Raw genomic sequence first — 26,143 nt, 5'->3', positions numbered from 1 at the left:
TCACCTGACGTACTCGGAAAAGAACGCGCTCAGGCACGCGCGCTGGGTGTCGAGGCTCCGGCCCGGCTCGATCGTCCCGATGAACGGGGCGATCGACGCCGGGTCGAGGCCGAGCCGCGGCAGGAGCACCTGGTAGTCCGTGTAGCTGAAGTGCTCGCCGTCGGGCAGGTAGTGCTCGCGGACGGGCCCGCGCTGGTGGCTCAGGAATTCCTGCCACGAGACGTCGGAGGCCGCGCTGTGGTCGCCCGCGCTCATCAGCAGGAACGGCCGGTCGAGGCCTTCGGTGGCGGCGCGGCCGAAGTCGCGGTTCGACAGGGAGTACGCCATGCTGCCGTCGAGGTCGGCGCCCGCGTCGACGCGGCCGTCCACGACCATCGTCTCGCCGGTGGTGAACCCGCCGCCGGAGTGGCCGAACATGCCGATCCGCGAGACGTCCGGGACGAGCCCGGCGGGGAGCGCGCGCTGCTCCGCGTCGGGTTTTCCGCCCCGGGCCAGGGTTTCCAGCGCGTCGAGGACGAACCGGGTGTCGGCCACCCGCGTGGCGATCAGCCGCTTGCCCGCGTCCGGGCCCGAGGGCAGCACCCGGCGTTTCACCCGGCCGCCGGGGAACTCCACCGCGGCGGGCTCGTGGGTGTGGTCGATCGCCACCGTCACGTACCCCTCGCTCGCCAGCTGCTCCAGGAGCGCGGTCCCGACCGAACGGGGGTACTTCGCGCTGGGGGAGTAGAGCACGACCGGCCGCGGCCCGCCGGCGGCGGGAGCGCCGGTGCGGGCGTGCGTGGGGAAGGTGTAGCCGAGCCGGCCGGCGGGGACGCGCAGCTGCGCCGCGTCGTCTTCGGCGACGACTTTCGCCGCGTTTTCCGGGATGTACGGCGCTTTCGGGCCGCCGCCGGGCCGCGCCGGGTACCGGACGGTCACCATCAGCTCCCGCGTCGTCCCCGCGACCCACGGGTCCGGGCGGCCGTGGTCGACGAGGTGCAGTTCGGTGCTGCCGACCGGATACGGCCCGGTCGGTGCGGGCAGCCGCAGCGGCGGCGCGGCCGCGGCGGCGGAGACCGTGGTCAGGAAGAGGGCGCCGGTGACCCCGGCGAGGAGGGCTTTTCGCATGGTTCGACCGTATTGACCCCGGATGCGCGCGACATCGGGATGATCACCGATCCCGACCCCGTCAGGGAACCGCGGCCGCGTCAGTCCCCGGCGACGGGCTGGGGTTCGGCGGTCAGCACCGGGTCCGCGAAGCCGGCGGCCAACGCCCGCAAGGCCGCGTCCAGGTAGACGGTGAGGTCCGCGTCCGCGCGGGCCGACCAACGCTCGTAGCCCGCGCGGCAGGCCGCCAGCACCGCGCGGCCCACCGTCAGCGGGTACAGCGAGTCCGCCGGCTGGCCCGTCCGGCGCCCGACGTACGCGCTCACCGCGCGCTCCCACGCGTCGTAGTGCCGCGCCGCGCTCGCGGCCAGCTCCGGGACCGAGCTGACCAGGCTCATCCGCATCCGCAGCTCCGGGACGTCCTCGGCGCGGTAGTGGTTCGCCGCGAGCACCGCTTCGCGGACCGCGTCCATCACCGGGAGTGCGTCCGGCGCCGCCGCGAGCAGCTCGGTGATCGTCTCGACCTCGTGGTCGAACTCGTTCCACAGCACGTCGGACTTGGCTTCGTAGTACCGGAAGAACGTCCGGCGGCTGACCCCCGCGGCGGCGGCGATGTCGTCGACCGTCGTCTCGTGGAAGCCCCGCTCGGTGAACAGCCGCAGCGCGATGACCTCCAGCTCGCGGGCGCTGGTGCCCGGGGGACGGCCGCGGCGGCCGGCGCCGGTGGTGCGTTGGGTCATCCGAGTGGCCGTTCCGTTCCCGGGGTTGTTTCCGACACGCCGTGACATTACTCTCCCCATATTCGTCACAGCGTGCCGAAACTGTCTCAGTGCCGAAGGAGTCACGATGACCGAGAAGCCCGCCGAGCAGCCCACCCCCGCCGAGGACACCGTGGTGGCCGAAGACCTGCTGGTCGAGGAGGTCTCCATCGACGGGATGTGCGGTGTCTACTGACGCCGCGGCCGGCCCGTTCGACCTGGACGCCGCCTGGCGCCTGGACGAACGGGTCGCCATCCGGCCCGAGCGGTTCGGGGCGCTGCTGTACCACTTCGGCACCCGCCGCCTGTCGTTCCTGAAGAGCCCGGCCCTGCTGACCGTCGTCCGGTCGCTGGCCGACCACCCGAGCGCCCGCGCGGCCTGCGACGGCGCCGGCGTCGGCCCGCCCGAGCTGCCGCGCTACCGCGCCGCGCTGGCCGCGCTGGCGGCGTCGCGGATGATCCAGCCGAGGAGTGCCTGATGTCCCTTGTGGACGAATTCCAGTACGGGCTCGACGCCCCGATCTGCCTCACCTGGGAACTGACCTACGCCTGCAATCTCTCGTGCGTCCACTGCCTTTCCTCGTCCGGACGGCGGGACCCGCGCGAACTGTCCACAGCGGAGTGCAAGGCGCTGATCGACGAGTTCGAGCGCATGCAGGTGTTCTACGTCAACATCGGCGGCGGCGAACCGACCGTCCGCCCGGACTTCTGGGAACTGGTCGATTACGCGACCGAGCACCACGTGGGCGTGAAGTTCTCCACGAACGGCGTGAAGATCACGCCGGAGGTGGCGCGGCGGCTCGCGGCGAGTGACTACGTCGACGTCCAGATCTCCTTGGACGGAGCGACGGCCGAGGTCAACGACCACGTCCGCGGGCCCGGCTCGTACGCCACGGCGATCCGCGCCATGGAGCATTTGGCGGACGCGGGTTTCGCGAACTTCAAGATCTCGGTGGTGATGACCCGCCACAACGTCGCCCAGCTCGACGAGTTCAAGGCGATCGCCGACCGCTACGGCGCCCAGCTGCGGATCACCCGGCTGCGCCCGTCCGGCCGCGGCGTGGACACGTGGGACGAGCTGCACCCGACCGCCGCGCAGCAGCGTTCGCTGTACGACTGGCTGGTGGCGCACGGCGAAGGCGTGCTGACCGGCGACTCGTTCTTCCACCTGGCGGGCTACGGCGAGGGCGACCTGCCGGGGCTGAACCTGTGCGGCGCCGGCCGCGTCGTGTGCCTCGTCGACCCGGTGGGTGACGTCTACGCGTGCCCGTTCGCCATCCACGACACGTTCCTGGCGGGCAACGTCCGTTCCGAGGGCGGGTTCACGAGGGTGTGGCGGGAGTCGGAGTTGTTCACGTCGTTGCGTTCGCCGCAGAGCGGCGGGGCGTGCGAGTCGTGCTCGGCGTTCGACGCCTGCCGCGGCGGCTGCATGGCGGCGAAGTTCTTCACCGGCCTGCCGCTGGACGGCCCGGACCCGGAGTGCGTGCGCGGCCACGGCGAACTGGCGCTGGCGGGCGTGACGAGCGTGCCGAAGCCGTCGCTGGACCACTCCCATCGGAAGCGCGAGCCGGTCCCGGTGACGATCGGGATGCGCCGCCCACCGGAGCGCGCGTGCGACGAAAGCCCGCTCGCCGGGTTCAGGCGCTGACCGTGCGGCTCGCGGACCTTTCCTGGCCGGACGTCGCTCGGCGGGCGGCGATCCTGGCGGTGCCGATCGGGGCGACCGAGCAGCACGGCCCGCACTTGCCGCTGTCGACGGACACCGACATCGCGGTGGGCTTGTGCGACCGGCTCGCCGAGGTGCGGCCGGACGTGCTGGTGGCGCCCGCGGTGGCGTACGGGTCGAGTGGTGAGCACGCGGGCTTCGCGGGGACGTTGTCGATCGGCCAGGAGGCGACGGAGTTCCTGCTGGTGGAGCTGGGCCGCTCAGCGACGGAGACGTTCGAGCACGTGTTGTTCGTGTCGGCGCACGGGGGCAACGCGGGACCGGTGGGCCGCGCGGCCGCCCGGTTGCGCGCGGAGTCTCGGGACGTGTCGGTGTTCCAGCCGCGTTGGGAGGGCGAGCCGCACGCCGGTCGGCCGGAGACGGCGTTGCAGCTGGTGCTGCGGCCGGGTTCGGTGCGGATGGACCGCGCGGTGGCGGGGGACGGGCGGTCGATCGGCGAGTTGATGCCGGTGTTGCGGGAGGGCGGGGTCCGGGCGGTGACGGAGACCGGGGTGCTCGGCGACCCTCGTGCTGCGACGGCCGAGGAGGGGGCGGACCTGCTGGCTGAGTTAACCTCGGCGCTGGTGTCCCATGTGGACGGATGGTGCCCGGTCCGCGAGCCGGGTGCGGTGATGCCGCGATGAGCCAGAGGATGTCGCCGCCCGCCCGGCGGCCGGTGGTGCCGCGGCGCCTCGGGGGTCCGGCGGGGCCGAGGACCACGGCCGATCCGGCGCGTGCCCGGCAGCCGGTGGTGCCGCGGATCCGAGCCGTTCACACGTGCCACCCGAGGGTGGTGCCGCGATGAGCCCGCGCGTCGCTCTCGTCACCGGCGCCGCCCGGGGGATCGGGGCCGCGACCGTCCGGCGTCTCGCCCTGCAAGGCTGCTCCGTCCTCGCCGTCGACCTCGCCGCCGATGACCCGGCCCTCCCGTACCCCATGGCCACCCCCGCCGACCTCGCCGCCGTCGGCGCGCTCCCCAACGTCGACACCTTCGTCGCCGATGTCCGGGACCCCGCCGCGATGCAAGCCGCCGTCACCGAGGCCGAACGCCGGTGGGGTGGCCTCGACGTCGCCATCGCCGCCGCCGGTGTCATCGCCGGGGGCGTGCCCCTCTGGGAAGTCCCTCCGGAGCAGGAAAAAGCCGTCCTCGACGTCAACCTCACCGGCGTCCTCACCCTCGCCCGCGCCGCGATCCCCGCCCTCCTGCGCCGCCCGCAGCCCCGCCATGGGCGGTTCCTCGCCGTCGCCTCGGCCGCCGCCACTCGGGGCTTGCCCATGCTCGCCGCCTACTGTGCCGCCAAAGCCGGGGTTGCCGGGCTCGTCCGCGCCCTCGGGGCCGAACTCGGCGGCTCCGGCGTCACCGCCAACGCCGTCAGCCCCGGCTCGACCGACACCCCCATCCTCGCCGAAAGCGCCCGCCTCTACGCCCTCCCCGACGCGGCCGCCTTCGCCGCCCAGCAACCCGTCCAGCGCCTCCTCGGCCCCGACGAAGTCGCCGCCGTGCTGGCCTTCCTGGCGAGCCCGGACAGCGGCGCCATGACCGGCGCCGTCGTCCCCGTGGACGGAGGCCTGGCCCTGTGACCCCCCTACCGCGCGGCTTCCGCGTCACCCCGGACCAGGACACCAAGCAGCTCACCGCCGAACTCCTCTTCGGCGGCTCCCCGGCCCGAGTCCTGCGCCTGACCGAAGCCGGTCAGGCCGCCTGGCGCGAACTCGCCGACGGCCCGGTCGCCTCGGCCGCCGCGGGCGTGCTCGCCCGGCGGCTCACCGACGCCGGGCTCGCGCACCCCGTGCCACCGGAACCGGCCACGCCCGCGGACCTCACCGTGGTCGTCCCCGTCCGCGACCGGGCCGAACTCCTCGACCGCTGCCTGGGCGGGCTCGACGGCCGTCACCCCGTCCTCGTCGTCGACGACGGCTCGGCCGACCCCGCCGCCGTCAGCGAGGTTGCGGCACGTCACGGCGCGAAGCTCGTCCGCCGCGACGTCAACGGCGGCCCCGGCCCCGCGCGGAACACCGCGCTCGACCACGTCTCCACCGACCTCGTGGCCTTTGTGGACAGTGACTGCGTCCCGGCGCCCGACTGGGCCGACCGGCTCGCGGAACACTTCGCCGACCCCCTGGTGGCCGCGGTCGCGCCCCGGGTCACGCCCCTGGCTCCGGACACGGCGGCGGGGCGCTACACCCGCGCGGCGAGCAGCCTCGACCTCGGCGACCGCCCCGCCCGGGTCGCGCCCGGCACCCGCGTGTCGTACGTCCCGACCGCCGCGCTCGTCGTCAAAGCGGCCGCCGTGCGCGAAGTCGGTGCCTTCGACCCGGAGCTGCGCTTCGGCGAGGACGTCGACCTCGTCTGGCGTCTGCACAAGGCGGGCCACCGGATCCGCTACGCCCCTGACGTCCACGTCGACCACCACGAACCCTCGACGTGGCAAGGACTTCTCACGCGACGAGCGCGGTACGGCACGTCCGCCGCACCACTCTCACAGCGACACCCGGGGCTGCTGGCACCCCTGGCGCTGCACCCGTGGCCGACGCTGACCGTCGCCGCGCTGCTGGCGCGCCGTCCGGGCCTCGCCGCGCTGGCGTTCGGCGGCTCGGTCGCCGACTTGGTCCGCCGACTGCGCGCCGACGACATCCCTGCCGACGGCGTCGTCCGCGCGATGGCCACCGCCGTCCACCAGACCTGGCTCGGCTGCGGCCGCTACGGCACGCAGTTCGCCGCGCCCGTGCTCGCCGCGCTCCTGCTGCGACGCGGATGGCGTGCCGCCGCCGCGTCGCTGCTGTTCGGCCCGCCCCTCGCCGCGTGGCTGAAGCAGCGGCCGGAGCTGGATCCCGTCCGCTACACCGCCGCCGCGATCGCCGACGACGTCGCCTACGGCGCCGGCGTGTGGGCCGGGTGCCTGACCCACCGCACCCTCGAGCCGGTCCGCCCGGCTCTCGCCCGGCGCCTCCTGCGCACAGACCCGAAGGGAAAACGATGACCTGGTTCGAATCCGTCGCCGAGGCCCAGCGCCGCGCCAAGAAACGGCTGCCCGGATCCGTGTACTCCGCCCTGATCGCCGGTTCCGAGAAGGGCCTGACGCTGGCCGACAACCTCGGCGCGTTCGACGAGCTGCGCTTCGCCCCGCGCACCGCCGGGCACCACGGCCAACGCGAGCTGGCCACGCACGTCCTCGGCCGCGACGTCGCGCTGCCGGTGCTGATCTCGCCGACCGGCGTGCAGGCCGTGCACCCCGAGGGCGAAGTCGCGGTCGCCCGAGCCGCCGCCGCGCGCGGGACGTCGATCGGCCTGAGCTCCTTCGGCAGCAAGCCGATCGAAGAGGTCGTCGCGGCCAACCCGAACACCTACTTCCAGATCTACTGGACCGGCACCCGCGACGACATCCTGCGGCGCCTCGAGCGCGCCCGCGCCGCCGGGGCGGTCGGCATCATCCTGACGCTCGACTGGTCGTTCTCCCACAGCCGCGACTGGGGCAGCCCGCACATCCCCGAAAAACTCACCTTCCGTGAGCTCCTGCGGTTCGCGCCGGAAGGCCTGACCCGGCCGCGGTGGCTGCTGGACTACGCGAAGACGCGGCGGCTGCCCGACCTGGGCGTGCCGAACATGGTCGCGCCGGGGGAGGAGGCGCCGACGTTCTTCGGCGCGTACGGCCAGTGGATGCAGACGCCGCCGCCGTCGTGGGACGACGTGGCCTGGCTGCGCGCGCAGTGGGACGGGCCGTTCCTGCTCAAGGGCGTCATCCGGGTCGACGAGGCCCGCCGCGCGGTCGACGCCGGGGTCAGCGGGATCTCGGTGTCCAACCACGGCGGCAACAACCTCGACGGCACCCCGGCGACGATCCGGGCCCTCCCGGCGATCGCGGACGCGGTCGGCTCGCAGGTGGAAGTCCTGCTGGACGGCGGCATCCGCCGCGGCAGCGACGTCGTCAAGGCGCTGGCCCTGGGCGCGAAAGCGGTGCTGATCGGCCGCGCCTACCTCTGGGGCCTGGCCGCGGGCGGGCAGGCGGGCGTGGAGAACGTGCTCGACGTCCTGCGCAACGGCATCGACTCCACGTTGCTGGCGCTGGGAAAGCGCAGCGTGCACGACCTCGGCCGGGAGGACGTCCTGGTCCCGCCGGGGTTCGCGGCGGCCCTCGGGGAACCGGCGTCGCAGCGGGCATGAGAATGGCCCGGGCGCGAAAGCCCGGGCCACCTCAGCGGGTTCAGAAGCCGTAGACGCGCTGTTCAGCGGACGTCGCGGCGGCCAAACCGTTGGCCCACAGCTGGTTCACCCGGCTGCGTTCGGCCGAGTTCGGCACGGCGTTGGTGCACGACGGGCCGGGGCCACCGCCCGACATCAGCTCCGAGCACGGGCCGGAGTAGTGGTCGGGCAGCCCGAGCGCGTGGCCGGTTTCGTGGGCCGCGATGCGGGTCGGGTTGTACTGGCGGGCCTGGGTGTAGTCGATGAAGATGGTGCCGCTGCCGTGCCCGTTGGTCTGGGCGTAGGAGCCGCGGGGGTCGTTGCCTTCGGTGTAGCGTAGGCTGGCGCCGGAGTTGCGCTCGACCAGTCTGACGTTGGTCACGCTGCGGTTCCAGTTGGCGGCACCGGCGTTGATGACCGACCGGAAGGTCGGGGCGCTGGCGGTGCTGTAGTAGACCGTGGTGACGGCGGCTTCCTGCTCGACGGCGGCCGACGCGGTCCCCGCGGCGAGCGGGGTCAGGGTCAGGGTCAGGGCGAGCGCGACGGCGCCGGCCAGTGCGAACTTCCTCGACATCGGAAGACTCCTCGTGGGGACGGGGATTTGCCGGATTTGCGCGCGCTGTCGAGAATTTACCGCGATGATCTTGCCGCCGGAGCCGACTTAGGTAGGGAATTACCCAACCCGGTCCGTCCGGCCGACAACAGGGTTCACCGATCAACACCGCGGGTCGTAAGGCCGGCCGGGCACGTAGCGGGCCCACTCCTCTTCGGTGATCCGTTGCCCCACCGCCGCGCAAATCCGCTCGGCCGCCCGATCGGGATCTGTCTCCCACAGGCGGATCGCCTTCTCCGCGGTTCCTGCCGTGAGCGCGTGCCCGTCGGGGGCGAACTCGACGACGAACACCGAGTCCTGCGCGGCTGTCAGGGTGGCGAGCCACCGGGGTGCACTCGGATCCGTCATGTCCCAGGTCCACACGGTGTGGTCGTAGCCGCCCGCAGCCAAGGTGCCGCCGTCCGGGCTGAAGGCCACTGAGTAGACGTAGTTCGTCGCGCCGACCAGCGGGTTGCCGAGCGCGCGGGGTGCGGCGGGATCGGCGAGGTCCCACAGGCGGACGGTCTTGTCCGCGCCGCCGGCCGCGATGATCGGGCCCTTGGGGGAGAACACGACGGAGTGGACGTAGCTGTCGAAGCCCGAGAGAGCCGGAAGTGGTCGTGCGGAGCCGGGACGGCTCACGTCCCAGAGCCAGATCTTCCCGTCGAGACTGCCAGCCGCGAGCAGGGAGTCGTCGGCACTGAACGACAGCGAATAGACACTGTTGCCCGCTCCTTGCAGCGTCGCGACCAGCTTGGTCGACTGCGGGTCGCTCACGTCCCAGAGCGTGACCGGCCGGTCGTCGGTGCCGACGGCCAGCAGGCGGCCGTTCCGGCTGAACTCCACCGTTTCGACGAGACTGTCGCTCGCGTGCAGAGCGGGACCGACCGCGCGTGGGGCGTCGGGGATCGTAACGTCGAAGAGCACGACGAAGCCGTCGTCGAGTCCGGTCGCCGCGGTCCGGCCGTCCGGGCTCAGGCTCACCGAACCCGAGAAGTTGTCATCCGCGTGGGGATTCACCAAAGGTCGGCCTCTTCGCGCTGGCCGCGCCGGATCGGTCGTCTCCCACAGTTCCGTCGTGTTCGGCAGAAGACCCGCGCTCGTGATCAAGGTGTTGTGGTTACCCGCGTACTCCAGGGACAGCGCACTGTTGGCGCGATTCCCGATTCGCTGGCCCGGCACTGGCCACAGGCGGGTGACGCCGTCCGCCGCAACACTCGCGAGCGCGCTGCCGCCGTCGAGGAACTCGACTCCGGTGACCGGTCCGGGATGCGGCAGGGACACCACGACCCGGCCCGTCGTACGGTCCCAGACCCGGACGGAGCTGTCGGAGCTTCCCGCCGCGAGGGTGGTGCCATCGGGCGTGAAGGCCAGTGCGTTGATCCGGCCGGTCGCACCGGTCAGGGCCGTGGCGGCCACCGGATGCCGGACATCGGCGGTGTCCCAGGCGTAAACGTTCTTGTCGGCGCTTCCGGCCGCGAGTGTACGGCCGTCCGGAGCGAAGGCGACGGTCAAGACCTTGCCGACCGGCCCGCCGAGCGCGCTGCCCAATGGCGCCGGTCGGCTGGCCGTTCCCACATCCCAGAGCCGGACGGTGCGGTCGGCGCCTCCGGCTGCCAGCGTGCGGCCGTCCGGGGCGAAGGCCACCGCCTGGACGAACCCTGTGAAGCCGGTCATCGTCGCCTGCAGAACGGGGTGCGCCGGGTCTGTCATCGAGAACAATCGGATGGTCTCGTCCGCGGAACCTACTGCGAGCAGAGTGCCGTCCGGGCTGAACGCCGCGGAGTAAACCGTGTTGCCGAAGCCGGTCAGCGGCCCGCCGAGCGGCACCGGGGCGGCCGGTGTGGTCACATCCCACAACCGCACCCGCCGGTCGCCACCGCCCGTGGCGAGGATGCTCCCGTGCCGGGTGAACGCCACCGTGAAGATTGTCTCGTCCGCCGCCGCGAACGGCGGCCCCGCCCGCACGGGGAGCTCACCGGGGCGGCGGGTCCACAACTGAACCTGGCGGCCTGTCCCGGCCGTCGCGAGAAGAGTGCCGTCCGAGGAGGCACTCACTGCTTGTAGCACCTGCAAGGGACCGAGCAGCCGCATGGCCAGCGGGCTGGCACTCGCGTCAAGGACGCTCGCCCTCGCTTGCGGAGTCGGCGAAATGCGGTACGCCTCGAGGCTGAGCTGGGCGGCCAGCGAAACGTCGCTCGACCGGAACCGGTCCGCCTGGGTGGCGAGCTCCCGCGACTGGCTCAAGTCGCGTTGCCGGGCACTGGCCGCCGACTGTGTGACCGCATAACTGACCATCGCGCTCGCGAGCAGGACGCAGACGGCGACGATTGAGATCAGCACGTGCCGGATCCGTCGCCTGGCGCGCAGATCGCGTTGCTCGGCGAGGTGGCGTTCGTTCGAAGCGGCGAGGAAGTCGCGTTCGGTGGCATTCAGCTGAGCGTCGCGTCCCGGTTGCCCCACCCATTCGTTCGCCGACGTGAGCAGGCCACCGCGGTAGAGCAGGTCACCGTCTTCGCCGGACTCCTGCCACGTCCGCGCCGCCAAGCCGAGCCTGCGGTGCAGGGCATGACCGGCGCGGTCGTCGTCGAGCCAGGTCCGGAGGCGCGGCCACGCCAGGATCAGCGCTTCGTGGGCGATCTCGACGCCGTCCTCTGCGACGGTGAGCAGCCTTCCGTTCACGAAACGGTCGAGCACATCCGCGGACAGGTCGTCCGCGGAGCCGTCCTCGATCTCCGCGGTGGGCACGCGGCGGCGGGTGTCCGGCAGAGCGTCGCCGGTGTGGACCAGCCGCAGGAAAATGCTGCGTGCGCGATCCTGCCCTGCCGGCTCGAGCCGCATGTGGATGGCGTCCGCCGTCTGGGCGACCGCTTGGCGGATGCCGCCGCAGTCCCGGTACCCGGCCACAGTCAGGCTCCCGTGCTCCCGGCGTTCCCAAGTCATGCGCAGGGCATGCGCGAGAAGGGGTAAGGCGCCGGAGTCGCATGCCGCCGCCGAGCCCGCCGGTGCGAGGTCGCTCAGGATGAGATCGACCAGACCCGGCTCGAGCGACAGGCGAGCTTTCGCCGCGGGCCCTTTGATCACCTCGGTGAGTTCCTCTCGCGACATGGGTCCGATCACCACCTGGTCATCGTTGAGGGCGGCGGCGAGCATCAGGTCGTCGGTGGCCTGGGGAAGGAAGTCGACGCGCATGCCCAGTACCACGACGGTCGTCGCGGCGCCGCTCGCGACCGGGTTTGCGAGGTAGCCGATGGCCAGCAGGAACGCCTGGCGTTCCGATTCCGCGGTTTCGGCGCTGAACAGCTCTTCGAACTGGTCGATGATCAGCACGGCGCCTTCATGGCCTTCGTCGTCCAGACGTTCGCGGAGCGCGGGATGCAACAGGTGCCGGGAAAGCTCCGCTGGATCGGCCGCGAGCTGCCGTGAGACATCCTCTCCGTCCACCCCGAGCAGATCAGCGAGCCGCAGGCAGGGACTGTGGCCTGGGGTCATGAACAGTGCGAGGCGGTTGCCCTCCCGGGGGCCGGCGAGCGCCGGCATCACACCGGCCTTCAGCACGGAGGACTTACCGACTCCGGACGAACCGACCACAAACAGCGGGCGCCCGCGGGAAGGCCGGTTGTGGATCCGGTTCAGGATCTGGTTCGTGACACGAGTTCGTCCGAAGAACCAGTCCGTGTCCCGTTCGTCGAACGCCTCCAGACCCCGGTACGGTACGGGCCCGTCCGCCGGCTCGGGACCGGGTCGTCGCCGGATCCGTTCAATCGTGTCGAGCCATTCGTCGTGCGCCTTCTCGTCATGTATTCCCAATACTTCCAGCAGCCCGATGAAGCCCTCGCTCCCGCTGCGCTGTGGCAGGTTGCGGCCTCGGAGGTAGCCGTTGAGGGTGGTCACCGGTATTCCGGCTCGGCGTGCGGCTTCGCGCCCGCTCAGGCGTGCTCGCTGGCAGAGGGCCTCGAGAGTGTGGCCGAATTCCACGCGATCATTGATCAGGCTCGGGTCGAACTCCGGGTCGGGCACGAGTCGCGGCTCCTCTCGGTTTCGGTGTGATCCGCTACGAACGACTGTTCGCGATTAATCACGTTCGTTGCGGTGCGGAGGCACGGACTTTGGTCCGAACGGCCGATCGGCGAAGTGTCTTGCCGTGTACCAGAACGTACGAGATCCCGGCCTGCGGCGGCCACCTTCTGTCCGAACGTGTTCGGGGAATCCCAGGCGAGTTCCGAAGCCGCGGCGATCGCGCTTGACTGGAGGGCGGGAACCCGGAGGAACAGCCGTCGGCTCCGATCGGTTCCGTGGTCGGACCGTGGGCATGCGCGTGTCTCCGGGCTCCGGGGTTTGCTCCACAAAACCGCGTCGCGACCTCGTGGTCAAGGACAGGTTCTGGACAATTGCGTACACAGCGGAGTGAGGCGAATATCTCGTGAACGAATCTGGGTCTGTGGCTGCGTTCGATGATTTTCTGTCATCGCTGGAACCGGCATCCGGAGTTCCTGGGGAGTGTCGGGAATGATCGTCTACCGGCTGCCCGGACTGCTCACTGTCGAAGCATGGGAGATGTGCCTGGGCGGCGCCGGAAGCCCCTTCGTTGGGGGACACCGCTGGCGCCCGGAAGTCGCCGCCGAAGGGTTCCGGCTCGACTTCGCGTCCGTCGAGTTCGTCCACTTCGAAACCCTCGCCCGGGCCCTCGTGCTGCTGGACGCCGCTGTCCGTGACGGTGTGCAGGCCACGGTCGTGCTGCCCACCGGAGTCCTGCCGGTCGCGGCGGAAGAAATCGGCGAGTCCGCCGAGGATGGGACGGCACTCGAGCGGCTTGGCCGGCGCACCGCGCGGCAGGCCAAGGCACGGGAGGACGCCCGGGCGTTCATGCGGGACGTCGGTTTCCTCGACGCCCTGCGCGCTTCCCACTGGGACGACGATGCGGTTCGGGTGGAAGATTCCGCCGCCCCGCGGTCCGGCTTGCCGTGGCCGGAAACCCAGGCGGGCCCGGTGGCCGCGGCGCTCGACGAACCGAAGTTGTTGCGCCGGCGCAGGATCCTCCCGTTCCGTTGGGTATCCGTCGACGCGCACGGCCCGGTCGCGTCGGAGGTCCTGCCGGAGGTGCTCAGACGGTTCACTGACATGGGGCTTTCGCGTTCGGACGCCCGAGCCATCACGCATGTCGTCGTTTCCGGGCTCGCCGAGAACGTCGGCTTGCACGCCTCGTCGGGCTCACCGCGCACGACCCGCGCGTTGATCGCGGCAGTGCTGGTCGACGACGACGTCTACGTCGGCCGCTGCCGCCTGCCGCGCTCCGAACGAGGCTTGGCCGATTCGCTGGAGGCTGGCGGGTTCGGTGGCCAAGTGCTGCAGGTGGTCGTCGGGGACTCCGGAGTCGGCCTGCTCCACCGGTTGTCCCCGGACGCGGACCCGGCGAGGGCTCAGGTGCCCCCCAGGGAACTGGTGCTCCAAGCCTTCGAACGGAATCTCGCCAGCCGAGGGACCGGAGCGCGAGCCGAAGCGGTCGGACTGTGGAGAGTCGCGCGGTTGGTCGGCAGCTACCACGGCAGCGTGGTGACGCGCTCGGCCTCGGCGGCGATAGGGAAGGTCTACACCGGGGCCGCGGTCGAGGACTTCGACCAGCGGCAACCGGCTTGGGCGCCGGGGACCGTCGTCGAGGTCACCCTGGTCATCCGCGACTACCTCACCAGGGCGCTTTCGGTGCCGTGGGAGTGGCGCTCCAGTGCCCGTGCCGACGCGCGCTGGGAGGTAATCCCCTGTGAGTTCGACCCCGAACACGGGATCGGAGACGCCGACCGCGCACGGCTGGACGAAGCGGCCTTGCTGGCGCAGGAAGGACGACGGTCGGCCGGCGTGGTTGCGACCATCCCCGTCCGGCAGCCTGACCACGCGTTGTCCGACACCGCTGTGCAGACGGCTTTGTCGCAGGCCCTGCACGTCGCCAGCCTGACCCCGCACCAGGCCACGGTCGTCCTGGTCTTCCCGAACGCCGATCCGCGTCTGCTGGACCTCCTCGTCGCGGGGCTCAACGCCGACGAAGAGCGGGAGTGGGAACTCACGCAGAGGAGCCGGACCCCGAACCCGATCCTGGTCCTCGGTGCCTCCGGCGCGCCCTTCTGGTGTGGCGGTTCGGCGTGCCTTCGGGTCGTGCTGGAAGGGCTCACGGCGGCCGGAGGAGCACTGCCGGTGCCCGAGGTGACCCGGTTGTGGGCTGAGGCCGGCCGGGCGCAGGACGAGCTGTGGCCGATCCTCGCCAAACACGCGCACCTGATCACGGTGACCTCGGGCGAGGTGATCTTGCACGTTTCGGCTGGCGATGCGGTGCGCGCACTCGGTGAATACGTACGTGACGGTCTTGCCGAAGCGATCGAGCAAAGCGGGCCTGGTGTGTCGCGCGGCCTGTTCCGGACACCCATGCTGCGCCTGACCAGCCGCTGGATCGACGTCGAGCGCTTGGTGAACGGAACGATCGGACTCGACCTCGTGACGTTCCTGCTGGCGCGAGCAGTCGAGGAGGCATCGCTGGCGGCCACGGACCACGACCGGTCCCTGGTGGTGGCGCGCGCGTCGACGACACCCGCTCAGCTGGCCGCCCAGCTGAGCGAGTGCCTGTATCGGGACGGGCGATATTACGAACTGCCCGGTGACCTGGACCTTGACGGGATCCCCGTCAGCGAGCAGGTACCTCGCCGAGCCAACGTCGTCATCTGCGCCGACATGCTTTCCACGGAGAACACCGTCCGCCGGGCAGCGGCCGCGCTCGCCGGTAAGTGCGTCGTACCCGTGGCCGTTGTCTGCGTGGTGGACGCGAGGACGCACTCCGGCCCGATCCGGATGTTCAACCGCGACATCGCCGTGCTGTCGCTGGTCAAGGCCGACACCACGGTCCCGTCGCAACCTGAGGGAACTCCCGTCGACATCAACCCGATCCACCGACGTCCGGTCGCGCCCCACGAGGTGCCGACACCAGCGCGGACCCCGATCACCGAGGAAACCTTGCTCGAGTGGTGCGCCGAGGACGACGATGCCTTGCGGCTCGGGCACGTCGAGAGCATTCCGCGTGCTCGCCACTTCAGCGCGTACCCCCAGCTCGACCACCTGCTGTTCGGCAACGGCGTGAGCGACGAGGTGTGCGCCGCGATCCGCTACAGCGTGCATGACGTGATGCTGCAGTGGGATGTGGACAGCCCGGGTGTGCGGGACCCGCTGGCGAGCTGCCGCATCTGGTACCCGGCTGGTACCGCCGACTACGCGTCCAAGCTCGCCCAGCTCGTCCGAAAGGTTCTCGTCGAGGAGGGCGCGGAGGTCACCGACGTGTCGGCGATCCCGCGAGCCGTCGCCGGGAACAGGTGGACGTTCCCCGCCAGTCTCCCCGCGCCACCGGAAGCTCGGAACGGTAGTCGTCGTCGACTGGGGCGCGCTGAGTGCCACGTCGGTCCACCAGATGATGCGGCTCGCCGCCGAGGCCGGTGCGTCCGCGATCTTGGCGCTTGTCCTGCTCGACCAGCTGGGCGGCCAGGAGTCCGACGCGTTGCGCGCGGTCAGCGCCTTGCGTGCCCGCCGGGGCGGAAGGGCGGGGCCCGCAGTACCCGCCGAAGTGCGGTTCCTCGCGACGAGCAGCCTGGGGCGTCCCGCAGTTCCCGACTGCGCGCTCTGCGAGACGAGGGATGTCTACGAGGAGTACGCCGAATCGGCGCCGCGTGCCTTGCGTGGTCACGCCAAACGGCTGCGGGAGCGGACGCGGGTGCGGACGCGGAGCGAGATCTTCGGCGAAGTTCCGGTCGACGTCTTCAAGGTGCCCATCCGGGCCGAGGAGATGTCCGACTACCTGCGTTGGAGGGGCCTGCTCCTGCGGGCGCTCGAGGACACCGCCGCACGGCAGGAGGTGTTGGACCGGATCGGCGGCCTGGACGACGCCGACGCCGAGGCGGCGCCGAGGACCAAGTGGACCAGGGACAGCCTCCTGCGTCTCACGGCGGCCGAGCAGACCTGGCTGAAGCTTCCGCCGTTGCGCTTCGCCGCCGCACGTGAGCGCCTCGCCGCGATTTGCGAGTCAGCGTTGAGGCGATCCCAAACCGGCCACGCGTGGTTCCGCACCCAGGTCGTGATGGTGCTGGCCGCCGCCGCACCCGAGATCTTCGTTGACCTCCTGCCCAAGCTGGTCGCCCGTGCCGTCGCCATCGACGAGCGGGAGCTGAGCGATCAGCTCTTCCTCGAGTGCCACCGCCTGCTCCGCCGCCCGTTGGAAGACATCCCAGCCGACCACGCCGCCATGCGGCTGGCCCTGATTCGCTGTCGAGATCGGCTGGAAAACCTGTCGGGCCCGGGGGAAACGGCTGTGGTCCGAAAGTCGTTCGGCGTGGTCAAAGAACTGCTCGCGGTGCTCGAGGCGAAAGCCAAACCCCGCCCGCGGAACCCCCAGCACGGGTGGTGGCTCCTGCGGGAGGACCTCAGCCGGCACGTGCAAGCCCACCGGATGGAGGCTTCGCTCCTCAGGGTGCGTGACTACGTCGAAGACCTCGTCTTCGCGCAACCGCCCGAGGCGCGCGGCATGGAGGCATTGGCCGACTGGGAGTCGTGCAGCACGCAACTGTGCCAGCGTGCGCTGGTGAACATGACGGTCCTACACGACATCATCGCCGGCGACTACGTGTCCGACCGCGTCGGACGGCACGACCAGCGGCTGCTCCTGGCCGGGATCTCTGATGCCGACTTCTCCGAGCTGCGGCTCGTGCACGACCGGCTCGAGGACATGGTCGAACGGACGTGGGCGCCGGACGATCTGGACTGGCAAAGGGAGCACCGGGAACTCCTGACCCGGCTCCGCTGGTGGCACCGGATGTTCACGGCGACGCACCTCGACAAAGGCCGGACCGCGGTGTTCGTCGAGCTCGTGGATTCCGCGCCCGTGGTGCCCGGTCCCCGCGTCGACCGGGTCGTCCAGGGGGCGGGCGTGGAGTTCAAAACCCTCCGACGCGAAATCGGGGACCAGACCGAGGTCTTCTGTCCCGCGCCACTGCTCGCAGAGGTCGTGACGCACGTCATCGCGAACATCCGTCAGCACCGGCGGCCGTCCGCGACTCCCGGGGTGCGCGTCGAGTACGGCCTGTCCGAGGGCAGGCGACTCCTGCTGACCATCCGGAACACGGCCACGGACCCCAGCACCCACCCCGGGCACGGCCTTCGCACGCTCGACGACAAGCTTCGCCCGTTCGGCGGCTCGATCACAGGTACGCCACTCGAGGGCGAATGGACGTTCGCGACCGAAATCGGTCTGCCCGTCTGGCAAGGAGTCTGAATGGAACACGTCATCCGTGGACTGATGGTCGATGACGTCGAACAGAGCCGGAACTCCGTCAGCCTCCGGCTGAGCCAGCAGCTGGGAGCGAAAGGCTGGTCGATCGCCTGGACGATGGTCGGTGATCCGAACGAGGCACATCGGTTGCTCGCGGCCGAGCCGCCGTTCGATCTGTGTGTGATCGACTTGCTCTTCGATCGCGAAGATTTCGACGACGACGAGCCGAGGGGACTCGAATTGGTCGAACGGGCCGTCGCCGTGGCTCCCCGGGCTTTCGTCTTCGTGATCAGCGCCGGGGACCGACACCGTCGTGACTTGTTCTCCCAGGCTGAGGCGCTGGGTGCGCACAAGGTGCTGCGCCGGGGTGAGTTCAGCACCGAGTCGGCGAGCAGCAGCCCCGGGGCAGTGGCGGCAGCGATCCGAAACCACCTGCTCGGGAACGGCAGTGTCGTCGAAGTCGGGGTTCGCGCCGACCGGACAGATCCGGCCGTCCAAGCGCTGCTGTTCGACGTCAAGGAGGCGACGCTGACGCAGCTGCATCGGCTCGTGCTGGAGGACACCGACGACGTCGCGGACACCGTCGAGGTCAAGTGCCTGGTCCCCGGCGCCTCCGGTGCGAGTGTCTGCACGACGACGGCGCGCGTGCGGCGCGGGCCGATCGTGCACCACGTGCTCAAGGTGAGCCGGGCGGCCGATGACCTGCTCCGCGAGACCCGGGGAGCTCTGCACGCGCGTCAGCTGCTCCCCCAGCGGTTCGTCGTCCCCTTGCAGCCGGAGCGCCCGGTCGGCCCGGTGAACGGCTGGTGCGCGACGGGTGCTCACCTCGGCCGGGACGCGGTCCCACTGCGGAGGTGGCTCAGCTCCGGGCCGGCACCGAGCTCGTCGAAGACCTCTTCGACCTCCTGTTTTCCGACTGCTTGGCCGGGTTGTACGAGGCGACTGAAGAGGACGTGGACGGAAGCGCACCCTCGCTGTTCGCTCTGCCGTACTACAAACAGTGCCTCGTGCTGCACGCGATGGAGGAGCTCGCACCGCTGCTCACCCATCCCAGCGGTGGCCGCCTCCACGATGCGTCGGCCCTGCTCGCCGATGTCGGCGCGTTCGTCACCGAAGGCCGGCTGCCCGGCGTCCAGGAGCGGAACCTGCCGCAGCGGAGCCGCGTCTGCATCGCACACGGTGATCTCCACGGCGGGAACGTGCTTGTCTACCCGGGCCGCCACCCCTCGCCGGCGTTGATCGACTTCAGCGAGTTCGGCAAGGCGCACTGGGCGGTCGATCCGGCCCGGCTCGCCGTCGACCTGCTGATGTACGGGATCGACGCGGGAACGGAATCGGTGTTCTTCGAGGGATTTCCGGTGTGGCGCGAGCTGGCCGTCGCTGTTGGCACGCTGTCCACCGACCTGCGGGCGGTTTCCGCGGATCCGTCGACCACCGCGTGCTTGCGTGGCCTGGGTTGGCTCACCGCGCAGCTGAGGCAGATCTGTCCGAAATTGCGGGGGGATGCCGATTTCCGGCGGAACCGCTGGGAATGGCACCTCGCCTTGGGCAGCCAGGTGCTGCGGATGAGCTACAACCGCGACATGCCGCCGCCGAAGCGGGTGGCAGGCCTGGTCGCGGCCCACGACCAGCTGCTCGCGGCGGCGGACGCCTTGCCCGATGGAACGGACGAGCTCATGCGGGAACAAGGGCGGTGACGGCGTGGCGAGTTTCGCGGACCGGCGTGTGGATCCACGCGCGCGTCGCGACTTCCTTGGTGTTCAAGGGCACTTCCCGGTAGGCGCTCGCGTCGATTCCACGATGTCCGTGCCGCACGACCGCTTGGTGGATCACGTCGGAAACGGCGAGGACGAGGTCCGCGCGAGGGTTGTCGACGAGCTCCTGCCGGAGAGGTATCGAGTCGACCAGCCGGCAGGCCAGATTGAGGTCCGTCCCGATCCAGCCGTGCGGGCCGGGAACCACTTCGCCTGCGTGCACCGCGACCCGCACGCGGATGCGCTGGTCCACCCGCGCTGTCCCGTTGCGCTCGTGCAGGCACGACCTCAGCCGCGGGACGAACGGCTGGAGCAGCACCGCCTTCGAGACGTCGGCGGGGATGAACACGATCATGCCGTCCCCGCGGTCCGCGACGACGAGCCGGGACCGGGGAATGCCCGACCCGCGACAGGCCTCGCGCACGAGGCCGTCCAGGTCGGCGCGGACGTGGAGCTGGGCGAGGTCGGTCCGCCGACCGAACGCGGCCACGTCGATGACGACGATCGTCCGGTGCTGCGGATCCGTTCTCCGCGGGTGGCGCAGACGACGGCGGAGAGCCGGAAGAGGCACTGTGGCCGAGAGCCGGAAGTTGTCGAGCCTGACAGCCATGCGAGTTCGCCTTTCGATCGAGGGGCACCTGCAGGCGTCGATCATCTGCCGCGCGAGGGCCGGGATCCACGAGGAAGGCGGCTAACTCCACGGGACTCGACGAACGTGGACGCCGTTGAACGCTGCGGATACTCCGTTCCCGCGAAACCGCTGGTGATCAGTTGACCGTTTCTGACAGGGTTGAACGCCGGGGGCCGAGGAGACGCCGTGGCGCTGAAGCGTGAGCCGACACCCGCCGGGGCGATCACCGAGCTGTTCGATCGTCTGCACGACCTGCACCTCGACGCGGGCGAGCCAGGGGTGCGCCAGATCGCCACCGGGATCGGTCGCGGTGTGCTGAGCTACACGACCGTGCACAACGTGTTTCGCGGTCCGAAGGTGCCCAAGTGGGGGCATCTGGAGCTGATCGTCGACCAGCTCGGCGGCAACCCGGAGGCGTTCCACGTGCTCTGGCGTGCCGCGCGGCTCGCTGAGCTCGCCATCCCCGGCAACCAGGTCGCGGCCGCCTCCGGTCCGGCTTCCGTCCTCTCGGACGACCGGCCGCAGGAGGCCGTCGCGGCCGCACCGGCCGCCGAGGTGCCGGGCGGTCGGCGGTTCGGTTTCGTCCTGGTGACCAACCGGATCCCGGTCCATGCCCACACCACTGGGAACGGGGTGCGAAGCACCTGCAGCGCCGGGTTGGACCAGGTGTTCCGTGATCTCGTCCTCCAGCGGCAAGGAGTGTGGGTGGGATGGTCGCGGCGAGATGAGGAGGCGAACGGGTTCGAGCAGACAGGCGGACCGCCCCTGATGACCGTCGCGTTGACCGGACGTGAGGTCGAATGGCACCAGGAAGGTCAGTGCAGCTCCACGTTGTGGCCTCTCTACCACGACGCGATCGAACGCCCGGAGTTCCGCCGGGCCTGGCGCGACGCCTACCGCGTGGTCAACGAGCGGTACGCCGACGCTGTGGATCGGGTCGCCGCATCCGGGGCGGCGGTCTGGATCCACGACTATCAGCTGCAGCTGGTCCCGGCACTGGTGCGGGAGCGGCGGCCTGACCTGAGGATCGGGTTCTTCCTGCACATACCCCTGCCGCCGCCCGAACTGTTCACTCAGCTGCCGGGCCGTGAGGAAGTCCTGCGCGGCCTGCTCGGCGCGGACGTCGTGGGGTTCCAGCGTCCACGGAGTGTGCAGAACTTCGTCCGACTGTGCGCGGACGTGCTCGGCCTGCCGGTGTCGGATGGATCCGTGGACGTCGGCGGGCGCACTGTCGACGTCCGCGCCTACCCCGTTTCGATCGACGTGGGCGCGATCGAAGGATTGGTCGGGCAGTCTCGGACCCGGCGGCGCGCCCAACAGATCCGGGCCGAGCTCGGGAACCCCGATGTTCTCGTCGCGGGGATCGACCGCCTCGACTACACGAAGGGCATCGAGCAACGGCTCGTGGCCTACGGCGAAATCCTCGACGGCATGCGGTCGGTGGCGAACCCGCCCGTCTTCGTCCAGGTCGCCACCTTGAGCCGGGAACGGGTTGCGCGGTACGCGAGCCTGCGCGAACGGGTCGATCGGCTTGCCGGGCACCTCAACGGCAGCTACGGCCGCATGGGGAGCCCCGCTGTCCGCTACACGAACAGCGCCCTCGATTTCCACGAGGTGGCGGCCCTCTACCGCGCCGCCGACGTGATGGTCGCGACGCCGTTCAGGGATGGCATGAACCTGGTGGCGAAGGAGTACGTCGCGAGCCGCCTCGACGATCGTGGTGTCCTCGTCCTGAGCGAGTTCGCCGGCTCGGCGGCGGAGCTGCCGGAGGCCATCCTGGTCAACCCGAACGACACGGACGACCTGAAGGACGCGATCCTGCGTGCGATCGCCATGCGACCGGCCGAACAGAGCCGGCGGATGAAGGCGATGCGGTCTCGCGTGCGAGCGCACGACAGCCATGCGTGGATCACGTCGGTGATGGCCGATCTCGACAGGGCGGTTCGTCCTGTGTGACGTCAGTGTTCCCACGTCAGGTCGAGGAGCTGCTGTTCGAGCTTCCGCGCCGCCGCGACTTCGATGCCTACGCCCCACAGGGGGGCCGTGCTCGCGCCGTCGGCGGCCGCGACGACCAGGGTCACCACGTGGTCCGGGAGGCCGTCCGCGTGCAGGTCGCGGTCCCAGCGCTCGGCGTCCGCGCGGGCCAGCTCGGCGATCTCGGGGATCGAGATCAGCTGCGCGATCAAGGCGATGTTCTCGCGGACGGCCACCTCGTCGTACGACGTGTCGAGGGACGCGCGGACGTACGCCCGCGTCAAGGCGCCCGGTGCGGTGTCGGCCGGGTCGAGGGCCGCGTGCACCTCCGCGCGGAACGTGTCCAGGATGTCCTGGGCGAGCGTGCGCACCAGGGCGTCCTTCGCGGGGAAGTGGTACAGCAGCCCGCCTTTCGACACCCCGGCCGCCTTGGCGATGTCGTCGAGCGACGCCGAGATCCCGCGCGTCCGGATCACCGTGCCGGCCGCGTCGAGCAGCGCCCGGCGCGTTTCTTTCGGGCCGCGCCCGGCTTTGCGAGGCATCGTCAGTCCTTTCCGGACGGAATGGTACGCCAGGCGATCAGCGCCGCGACGGCGGTGACGGCGGCGGCCGCCAGCGACGTCACCTGCATGGCGCCGGTGAACGCCTCCCGGGCGGCGGTGGCGGCGTCGGACGCCGGGTCGAGTACGGCCAGCGCCCCCGCCAGGGAGTCGTGCGCTCCGGCGGGTGCCGAGGCGGGCAGGAAGGCGCGGTAGACCAGCGTGACGACCGACCCGAGAATCGCGATGCCCAGCGCCGCACCGAGTTCGTACGCCGTTTCGGAGATCGCCGACGCCGAGCCCGCCTTGTCCCGTGGCACCGCGGACAGCACCGAGTCGACGGTGAGCGTCAGCGCCAGTCCGACGCCGAGCCCGACCGGCACCAGGGTCAGGCCGAGCCACCAGTACTGCGGTGCCCGTTCGGCGACCGCGACCAGCGCCAGCCCCACCGCGGCCACGGCGAGGGCGGCCGCGACGGCCCGGCCGCGCCCGAGCCGTCCGACGACCACGCCGACCGCGGCCACGACGACGATCGAGGCCAGCGTCGCGGGCATCTCGGCCAGCCCGGCCCGCAGCGGCGAGAAGCCGCGGACCAGCTGGAGGTACTGCGAGAAGAAGAACAGCAGGCCCATCAACGCGAACACGGCGACGAAGCTGGCGAGGACGGCGCCGCTGAACGCGCCGTTGCGGAACAGCGTGACGTCGATCAGCGGGTCGGCCACCCGCCGCTGCCGCCGGACGAACACGGCACCCGAGACGACGCCGACGAGCGCGGCGACCACGACCGGCGTGTCGATCCCCGCCTCGACGGCGTGCTTGACCGCGTAGACCAGCGGGACGATCGCGGCCATCGACAACCCGGCCGAGAGCAGGTCGAAGCGGCCCGGCGCCGGGTCGCGCGACTCGGGCAGCAGGAACGCGCCCGCGATGAGGAAGACGACGACGATCGGCACGTTGATCAGGAACACCGAGCCCCACCAGTAGTGCTCGAGCAGGGCGCCGCCGACGAGCGGGCCCAGCGCGATGCCGCCGCCGGAGCCGGCCGACCAGATCGCGATGGCGCGGGTGCGCTCGCGCGGGTCGGTGAACAGGGTGCGGATGAGCGAGAGCGTCGACGGCATGATCGTCGCGCCCGCGACGCCGAGCAGCAGCCGCGCGATGATGAGCACGCCCGCGGTCGGGGAGAAGGCGGCCAGCGCGGAGGCGAGCCCGAAGGCGGCTGTCCCGATGAGCAGGACCTTCTTGCGGCCGAAGCGGTCGGCGAGGTTCCCGGCCGTGACGAGCAGACCCGCCAGCGCGAGCGAGTAGACGTCGCCGATCCACAGCACCTCGGTGGCGGTGGGGGCGAGTTCGCGCGTGAGCGAGGGGACGGCGAGGTAGAGGACGGTCCCGTCGACGGCGAGCAGCAGCACGGCGCCGACCAGCACGCCCAGCGCGGCCCAGCGGCGGCGCACGGGCTGGGCAGTCGGCAAAGTGGCGGTCATGCCCCTTACTATACCGTCTGGACGGTGCAGTAACGGTGGTGGACCTGATCACATGCCGGTGCGGGTGCCCCGATGAGCGGCGGGACCGCGGCGCACGGGGGCGAAGCTCTTCGGCGAGGATCAGGTTGACGTGCACGGCGGCATGGCCGACGGCCCGTCGCGCGGCGGCGAGGGCGGTGAGCACGACGAGCACCCCGGACCCGGTGAGCAGCCCGGCGACGGTGTCCCCGGGAACCAGGGCGGCGACCGAGGCGGCCAGCAGAACGGGCGGCCACCACGGGGCGGGCTGGGCGTGGCGCGGGCGCCGGATGCCGGTGCGCGGGCGCTGCCGATGCGTGACCATGCCGCCTCCGATCGCCGCCGGGTGGTCCTGCATCATGACTGACCGGATCGTCCGGGTTACCGGGTCTTCGCGGTCTGTACACGATCGCCCGGAATCTCCGCCGGACGGACCAGCGCGGTGTGCGCAGGGTGGTCCGGATTCGTGGGCGCGTCACCGCATTGGCGCTGGCCTGTCGCGCGCTCGAGTGTTACGGCGGGGAGGGCCTCGCGACGCCTAGACTGGTGGCGGAGGTGCGGACATGACGGCGGAAGAGCTGATGATCGAGTTCGCCCTGACGCGCCTCGACCACCCGGACCTCGACCTGGAGGACCTGGCGGCCCTCGTCGTCCGCCGCGGCGGGCTGGAGCGCGAGCTGGAGTTCGCGGCCCGCAACCTGGCGGACCGGGACGAGCTGCGCGCAGCGACGTTCCCGGCGGCGGTCGAGTACGTGCTGCGGGTGGTGCTTACCCTGCGGGGTCCCTCGGACTAGGCGGGCGGTCGGGACGTGGGCTGAAGGGGACGTTCATCGCGTCAGATGCGCTGAAGGGGACTTTCCTCGCATCAGATGCACTGAAAGTCCCCTTCAGCCCACGTCGCCCGCCGCGCGGCGCAAGCCTCGCCGGTCGAAGACCAGCTCGCGGGCCGTTCCCAACGCCGTCGCGATCGCTCCCGCCAGCACCGCGTCCTCGCCGAGCTGCCCCGCGACGATCTCCGGCACCACGGGTGTCATCGAGCCCAACGCGCGCCGCATCGGCTCGGCCAGCAGGTCCGCGTTGCCGCCGATCCCGCCGCCCAGCACGATCAGCCTCGGGTCCAGGACCGCCGTCACCGCCGACACCACGTACGCCAGCTTCTCGGCTTCCTGTTCCACCACCCGCAACGCCCGCGCGTCGCCCGCGCGCGCCAAGCGGAACACGTCCTTCGCCGAACGCGCCTTCGTCAACCCCGACGCGCGGGCCGCCTCGACCACCGCCTGGCCCGCCGCCACCGCCTCCACCGGGCCCGGCCGCCGCGCTCCCGCCGCGGACGGCAACGGCCCGTACGGCAGGTCCGCGATCTCGCCCGCCGCCCCGTGGGCGCCGCGGAACAGCTTGCCCTCCACCAGCAAGCCCATCCCGATCCCGGTGCCGACCGTCAGGCACACCAGCACGTCCACGCCGAGCGCCGCGCCCAGTGCGTGCTCGCCCACCGCGCACAGGTTCGCGTCGTTCTCCACCACGACGTCCGACCCCGCCACCGCCAGCGCCGACACCAGCTCGTGCAGCAACCCCCGCCGCTCCCAGCCCGGCAGGTTGGGCGCGCGGTGCACCGTCCCCACCGCCGGGTCGGGGATGCCGGGCGTGCCGACCACCGTCGCCACCACCTCGTGCGGGCGCAACCTCGCTGACGCCACCGCGCGTTCGACGGATTCGCTCACCGTGCGCACCAGCGCGCTCGCCGAGCGGCACCGGTTGGGTTCGTCGAGCCGCGCGACGATGCTGCCTTCGAGGTCGGCCACCGCGATCCGGATCGCGCGCCGTCCGATGTCGACGCCGACGACGTGGCCGGCGTCCGGCGCCGCCTGGTAGACGACCGCCGCGCGGCCCGGTCCGGTCAGGCTCCGGCCGGTGGTTCGGACCAATCCGTGCTGCTCCAGGTCGAGGAGCGCTTGCCCCACCGTGGGTTTCGACAACCCCGTGTCGGCCGCGATCCGAGGCCGCGTCGCCTCGCCGTGCCGCCGTAACCGGTCCAAAACCAGGCGCTGGTTCAGCGCCCGCATGCTCGCCGGGGTTCCCACCTGCGGCCCGTTTTGCCCCACTAGATCCTCCTGTCTTGCCGCAAGT

Annotated in this window: 21 protein-coding genes; 13 read left to right on the top strand and 8 right to left on the bottom strand. The window is 71.2% G+C overall.

All coding sequences use genetic code 11. The features are described from left to right. Positions 1 to 1,107 (bottom strand): alpha/beta hydrolase, encoded by a 1,107-nt coding sequence (locus QP939_RS43805; protein WP_285452729.1) that lies wholly within the window; start codon positions 1,105 to 1,107, stop codon positions 1 to 3. Positions 1,108 to 1,187: 80 nt separating this feature from the next. After that, entirely contained in the window at positions 1,188 to 1,826 is a 639-nt protein-coding gene (mftR, locus tag QP939_RS43800) for a mycofactocin system transcriptional regulator MftR (protein WP_285452728.1), read from the bottom strand. A 106-nt stretch (positions 1,827 to 1,932) separates the two neighbouring features. Here mftR and mftA point away from each other — a divergent pair, with 106 nt between their 5' ends. From mftA to mftD, 7 genes are all read left to right on the top strand, one after another. After that, the gene (gene mftA, locus QP939_RS43795; protein WP_285452727.1) at positions 1,933 to 2,040 is read left to right on the top strand and encodes a mycofactocin precursor MftA; all 108 of its coding nucleotides are present in this window, start codon (positions 1,933 to 1,935) and stop codon (positions 2,038 to 2,040) included. Then, entirely contained in the window at positions 2,030 to 2,323 is a 294-nt protein-coding gene (gene mftB, locus QP939_RS43790; protein WP_285452726.1) for a mycofactocin biosynthesis chaperone MftB, read from the top strand. Before mftA ends, mftB begins: the two co-directional genes overlap by 11 nt. Next, positions 2,323 to 3,492, top strand: coding sequence for a mycofactocin radical SAM maturase (mftC, locus tag QP939_RS43785; protein WP_285452725.1), 1,170 nt, complete (start codon positions 2,323 to 2,325; stop codon positions 3,490 to 3,492). Before mftB ends, mftC begins: the two co-directional genes overlap by 1 nt. Beyond that, the gene (mftE, locus tag QP939_RS43780) at positions 3,456 to 4,193 is read left to right on the top strand and encodes a mycofactocin biosynthesis peptidyl-dipeptidase MftE (protein WP_352249004.1); all 738 of its coding nucleotides are present in this window, start codon (positions 3,456 to 3,458) and stop codon (positions 4,191 to 4,193) included. Before mftC ends, mftE begins: the two co-directional genes overlap by 37 nt. A gap of 157 nt (positions 4,194 to 4,350) precedes the next feature. After that, complete coding sequence (locus tag QP939_RS43775; protein ID WP_285452724.1) at positions 4,351 to 5,130, top strand: mycofactocin-coupled SDR family oxidoreductase; 780 nt, start codon at positions 4,351 to 4,353, stop codon at positions 5,128 to 5,130. After that, complete coding sequence (gene mftF / locus QP939_RS43770) at positions 5,127 to 6,530, top strand: mycofactocin biosynthesis glycosyltransferase MftF (RefSeq protein WP_285452723.1); 1,404 nt, start codon at positions 5,127 to 5,129, stop codon at positions 6,528 to 6,530. The genes QP939_RS43775 and mftF overlap by 4 nt, the downstream gene beginning before the upstream one ends. Continuing rightward, the gene (gene mftD / locus QP939_RS43765; protein WP_285452722.1) at positions 6,527 to 7,711 is read left to right on the top strand and encodes a pre-mycofactocin synthase MftD; all 1,185 of its coding nucleotides are present in this window, start codon (positions 6,527 to 6,529) and stop codon (positions 7,709 to 7,711) included. Before mftF ends, mftD begins: the two co-directional genes overlap by 4 nt. A 40-nt stretch (positions 7,712 to 7,751) precedes the next feature. Here mftD and QP939_RS43760 read toward each other — a convergent pair whose 3' ends face one another. Both QP939_RS43760 and QP939_RS43755 read right to left on the bottom strand, forming a co-directional pair. Continuing rightward, positions 7,752 to 8,303, bottom strand: a complete 552-nt coding sequence (locus QP939_RS43760) for a snapalysin family zinc-dependent metalloprotease (RefSeq protein ID WP_285452721.1) — start codon at positions 8,301 to 8,303, stop codon at positions 7,752 to 7,754. A 141-nt stretch (positions 8,304 to 8,444) separates the two neighbouring features. After that, on the bottom strand, positions 8,445 to 12,341 hold the full coding sequence (locus QP939_RS43755) for an nSTAND1 domain-containing NTPase (protein WP_285452720.1): 3,897 nt from the start codon (positions 12,339 to 12,341) through the stop codon (positions 8,445 to 8,447). A gap of 489 nt (positions 12,342 to 12,830) precedes the next feature. On the opposite strand from QP939_RS43755, the gene QP939_RS43750 reads away from it, so the two are divergent. The 3 genes from QP939_RS43750 to QP939_RS43740 all read left to right on the top strand — a co-directional run bounded on the left by QP939_RS43750 (position 12,831) and on the right by QP939_RS43740 (position 19,313). Further along, the gene (locus tag QP939_RS43750; protein ID WP_285452719.1) at positions 12,831 to 16,352 is read left to right on the top strand and encodes a hypothetical protein; all 3,522 of its coding nucleotides are present in this window, start codon (positions 12,831 to 12,833) and stop codon (positions 16,350 to 16,352) included. A 28-nt stretch (positions 16,353 to 16,380) separates the two neighbouring features. Further along, positions 16,381 to 17,619 carry a hypothetical protein gene (locus tag QP939_RS43745; RefSeq protein WP_285452718.1) on the top strand — a complete coding sequence of 413 codons (1,239 nt, stop codon included), beginning with the start codon at positions 16,381 to 16,383 and terminating at the stop codon, positions 17,617 to 17,619. 917 nt (positions 17,620 to 18,536) lie between these two features. After that, the gene (locus QP939_RS43740) at positions 18,537 to 19,313 is read left to right on the top strand and encodes a phosphotransferase (protein ID WP_285452717.1); all 777 of its coding nucleotides are present in this window, start codon (positions 18,537 to 18,539) and stop codon (positions 19,311 to 19,313) included. Here QP939_RS43740 and QP939_RS43735 read toward each other — a convergent pair. Then, positions 19,291 to 19,980 carry a nucleotidyl cyclase domain-containing protein gene (locus QP939_RS43735; RefSeq protein WP_285452716.1) on the bottom strand — a complete coding sequence of 230 codons (690 nt, stop codon included), beginning with the start codon at positions 19,978 to 19,980 and terminating at the stop codon, positions 19,291 to 19,293. The genes QP939_RS43740 and QP939_RS43735 overlap by 23 nt on opposite strands. Before the next feature lie 207 nt (positions 19,981 to 20,187). Here QP939_RS43735 and QP939_RS43730 point away from each other — a divergent pair, with 207 nt between their 5' ends. Next, positions 20,188 to 21,957 (top strand): alpha,alpha-trehalose-phosphate synthase (UDP-forming), encoded by a 1,770-nt coding sequence (locus QP939_RS43730; RefSeq protein WP_285452715.1) that lies wholly within the window; start codon positions 20,188 to 20,190, stop codon positions 21,955 to 21,957. Positions 21,958 to 21,959: 2 nt separating this feature from the next. Here the strand turns inward: QP939_RS43730 and QP939_RS43725 are convergent, their stop codons facing one another. Beyond that, positions 21,960 to 22,517, bottom strand: a complete 558-nt coding sequence (locus QP939_RS43725) for a TetR/AcrR family transcriptional regulator (protein ID WP_285452714.1) — start codon at positions 22,515 to 22,517, stop codon at positions 21,960 to 21,962. Positions 22,518 to 22,519: 2 nt separating this feature from the next. Continuing rightward, a complete protein-coding gene (locus QP939_RS43720) occupies positions 22,520 to 23,998 on the bottom strand; it encodes an MFS transporter (RefSeq protein ID WP_285452713.1) in 1,479 nt (492 codons plus the stop codon). Positions 23,999 to 24,128: 130 nt separating this feature from the next. Between QP939_RS43720 and QP939_RS43715 the strand changes: the two genes are divergently transcribed. Together QP939_RS43715 and QP939_RS43710 are read left to right on the top strand one after the other, a co-directional pair. Next, positions 24,129 to 24,383 (top strand): hypothetical protein, encoded by a 255-nt coding sequence (locus QP939_RS43715; RefSeq protein ID WP_285452712.1) that lies wholly within the window; start codon positions 24,129 to 24,131, stop codon positions 24,381 to 24,383. A 196-nt stretch (positions 24,384 to 24,579) separates the two neighbouring features. After that, a complete protein-coding gene (locus QP939_RS43710) occupies positions 24,580 to 24,810 on the top strand; it encodes a hypothetical protein (RefSeq protein ID WP_285452711.1) in 231 nt (76 codons plus the stop codon). 93 nt (positions 24,811 to 24,903) lie between these two features. Here the strand turns inward: QP939_RS43710 and QP939_RS43705 are convergent, their stop codons facing one another. Then, positions 24,904 to 26,079, bottom strand: coding sequence for an ROK family transcriptional regulator (locus QP939_RS43705; protein ID WP_285459982.1), 1,176 nt, complete (start codon positions 26,077 to 26,079; stop codon positions 24,904 to 24,906). Positions 26,080 to 26,143 lie beyond the last annotated feature (64 nt).

Source organism: Amycolatopsis nalaikhensis (genome assembly GCF_030264295.1).
Taxonomy (GTDB): Bacteria; Actinomycetota; Actinomycetes; order Mycobacteriales; family Pseudonocardiaceae; genus Amycolatopsis; species Amycolatopsis nalaikhensis.
Note: the sequence above shows the minus strand (reverse complement) of the source record. Positions and strands in the feature narration are given on the sequence as shown.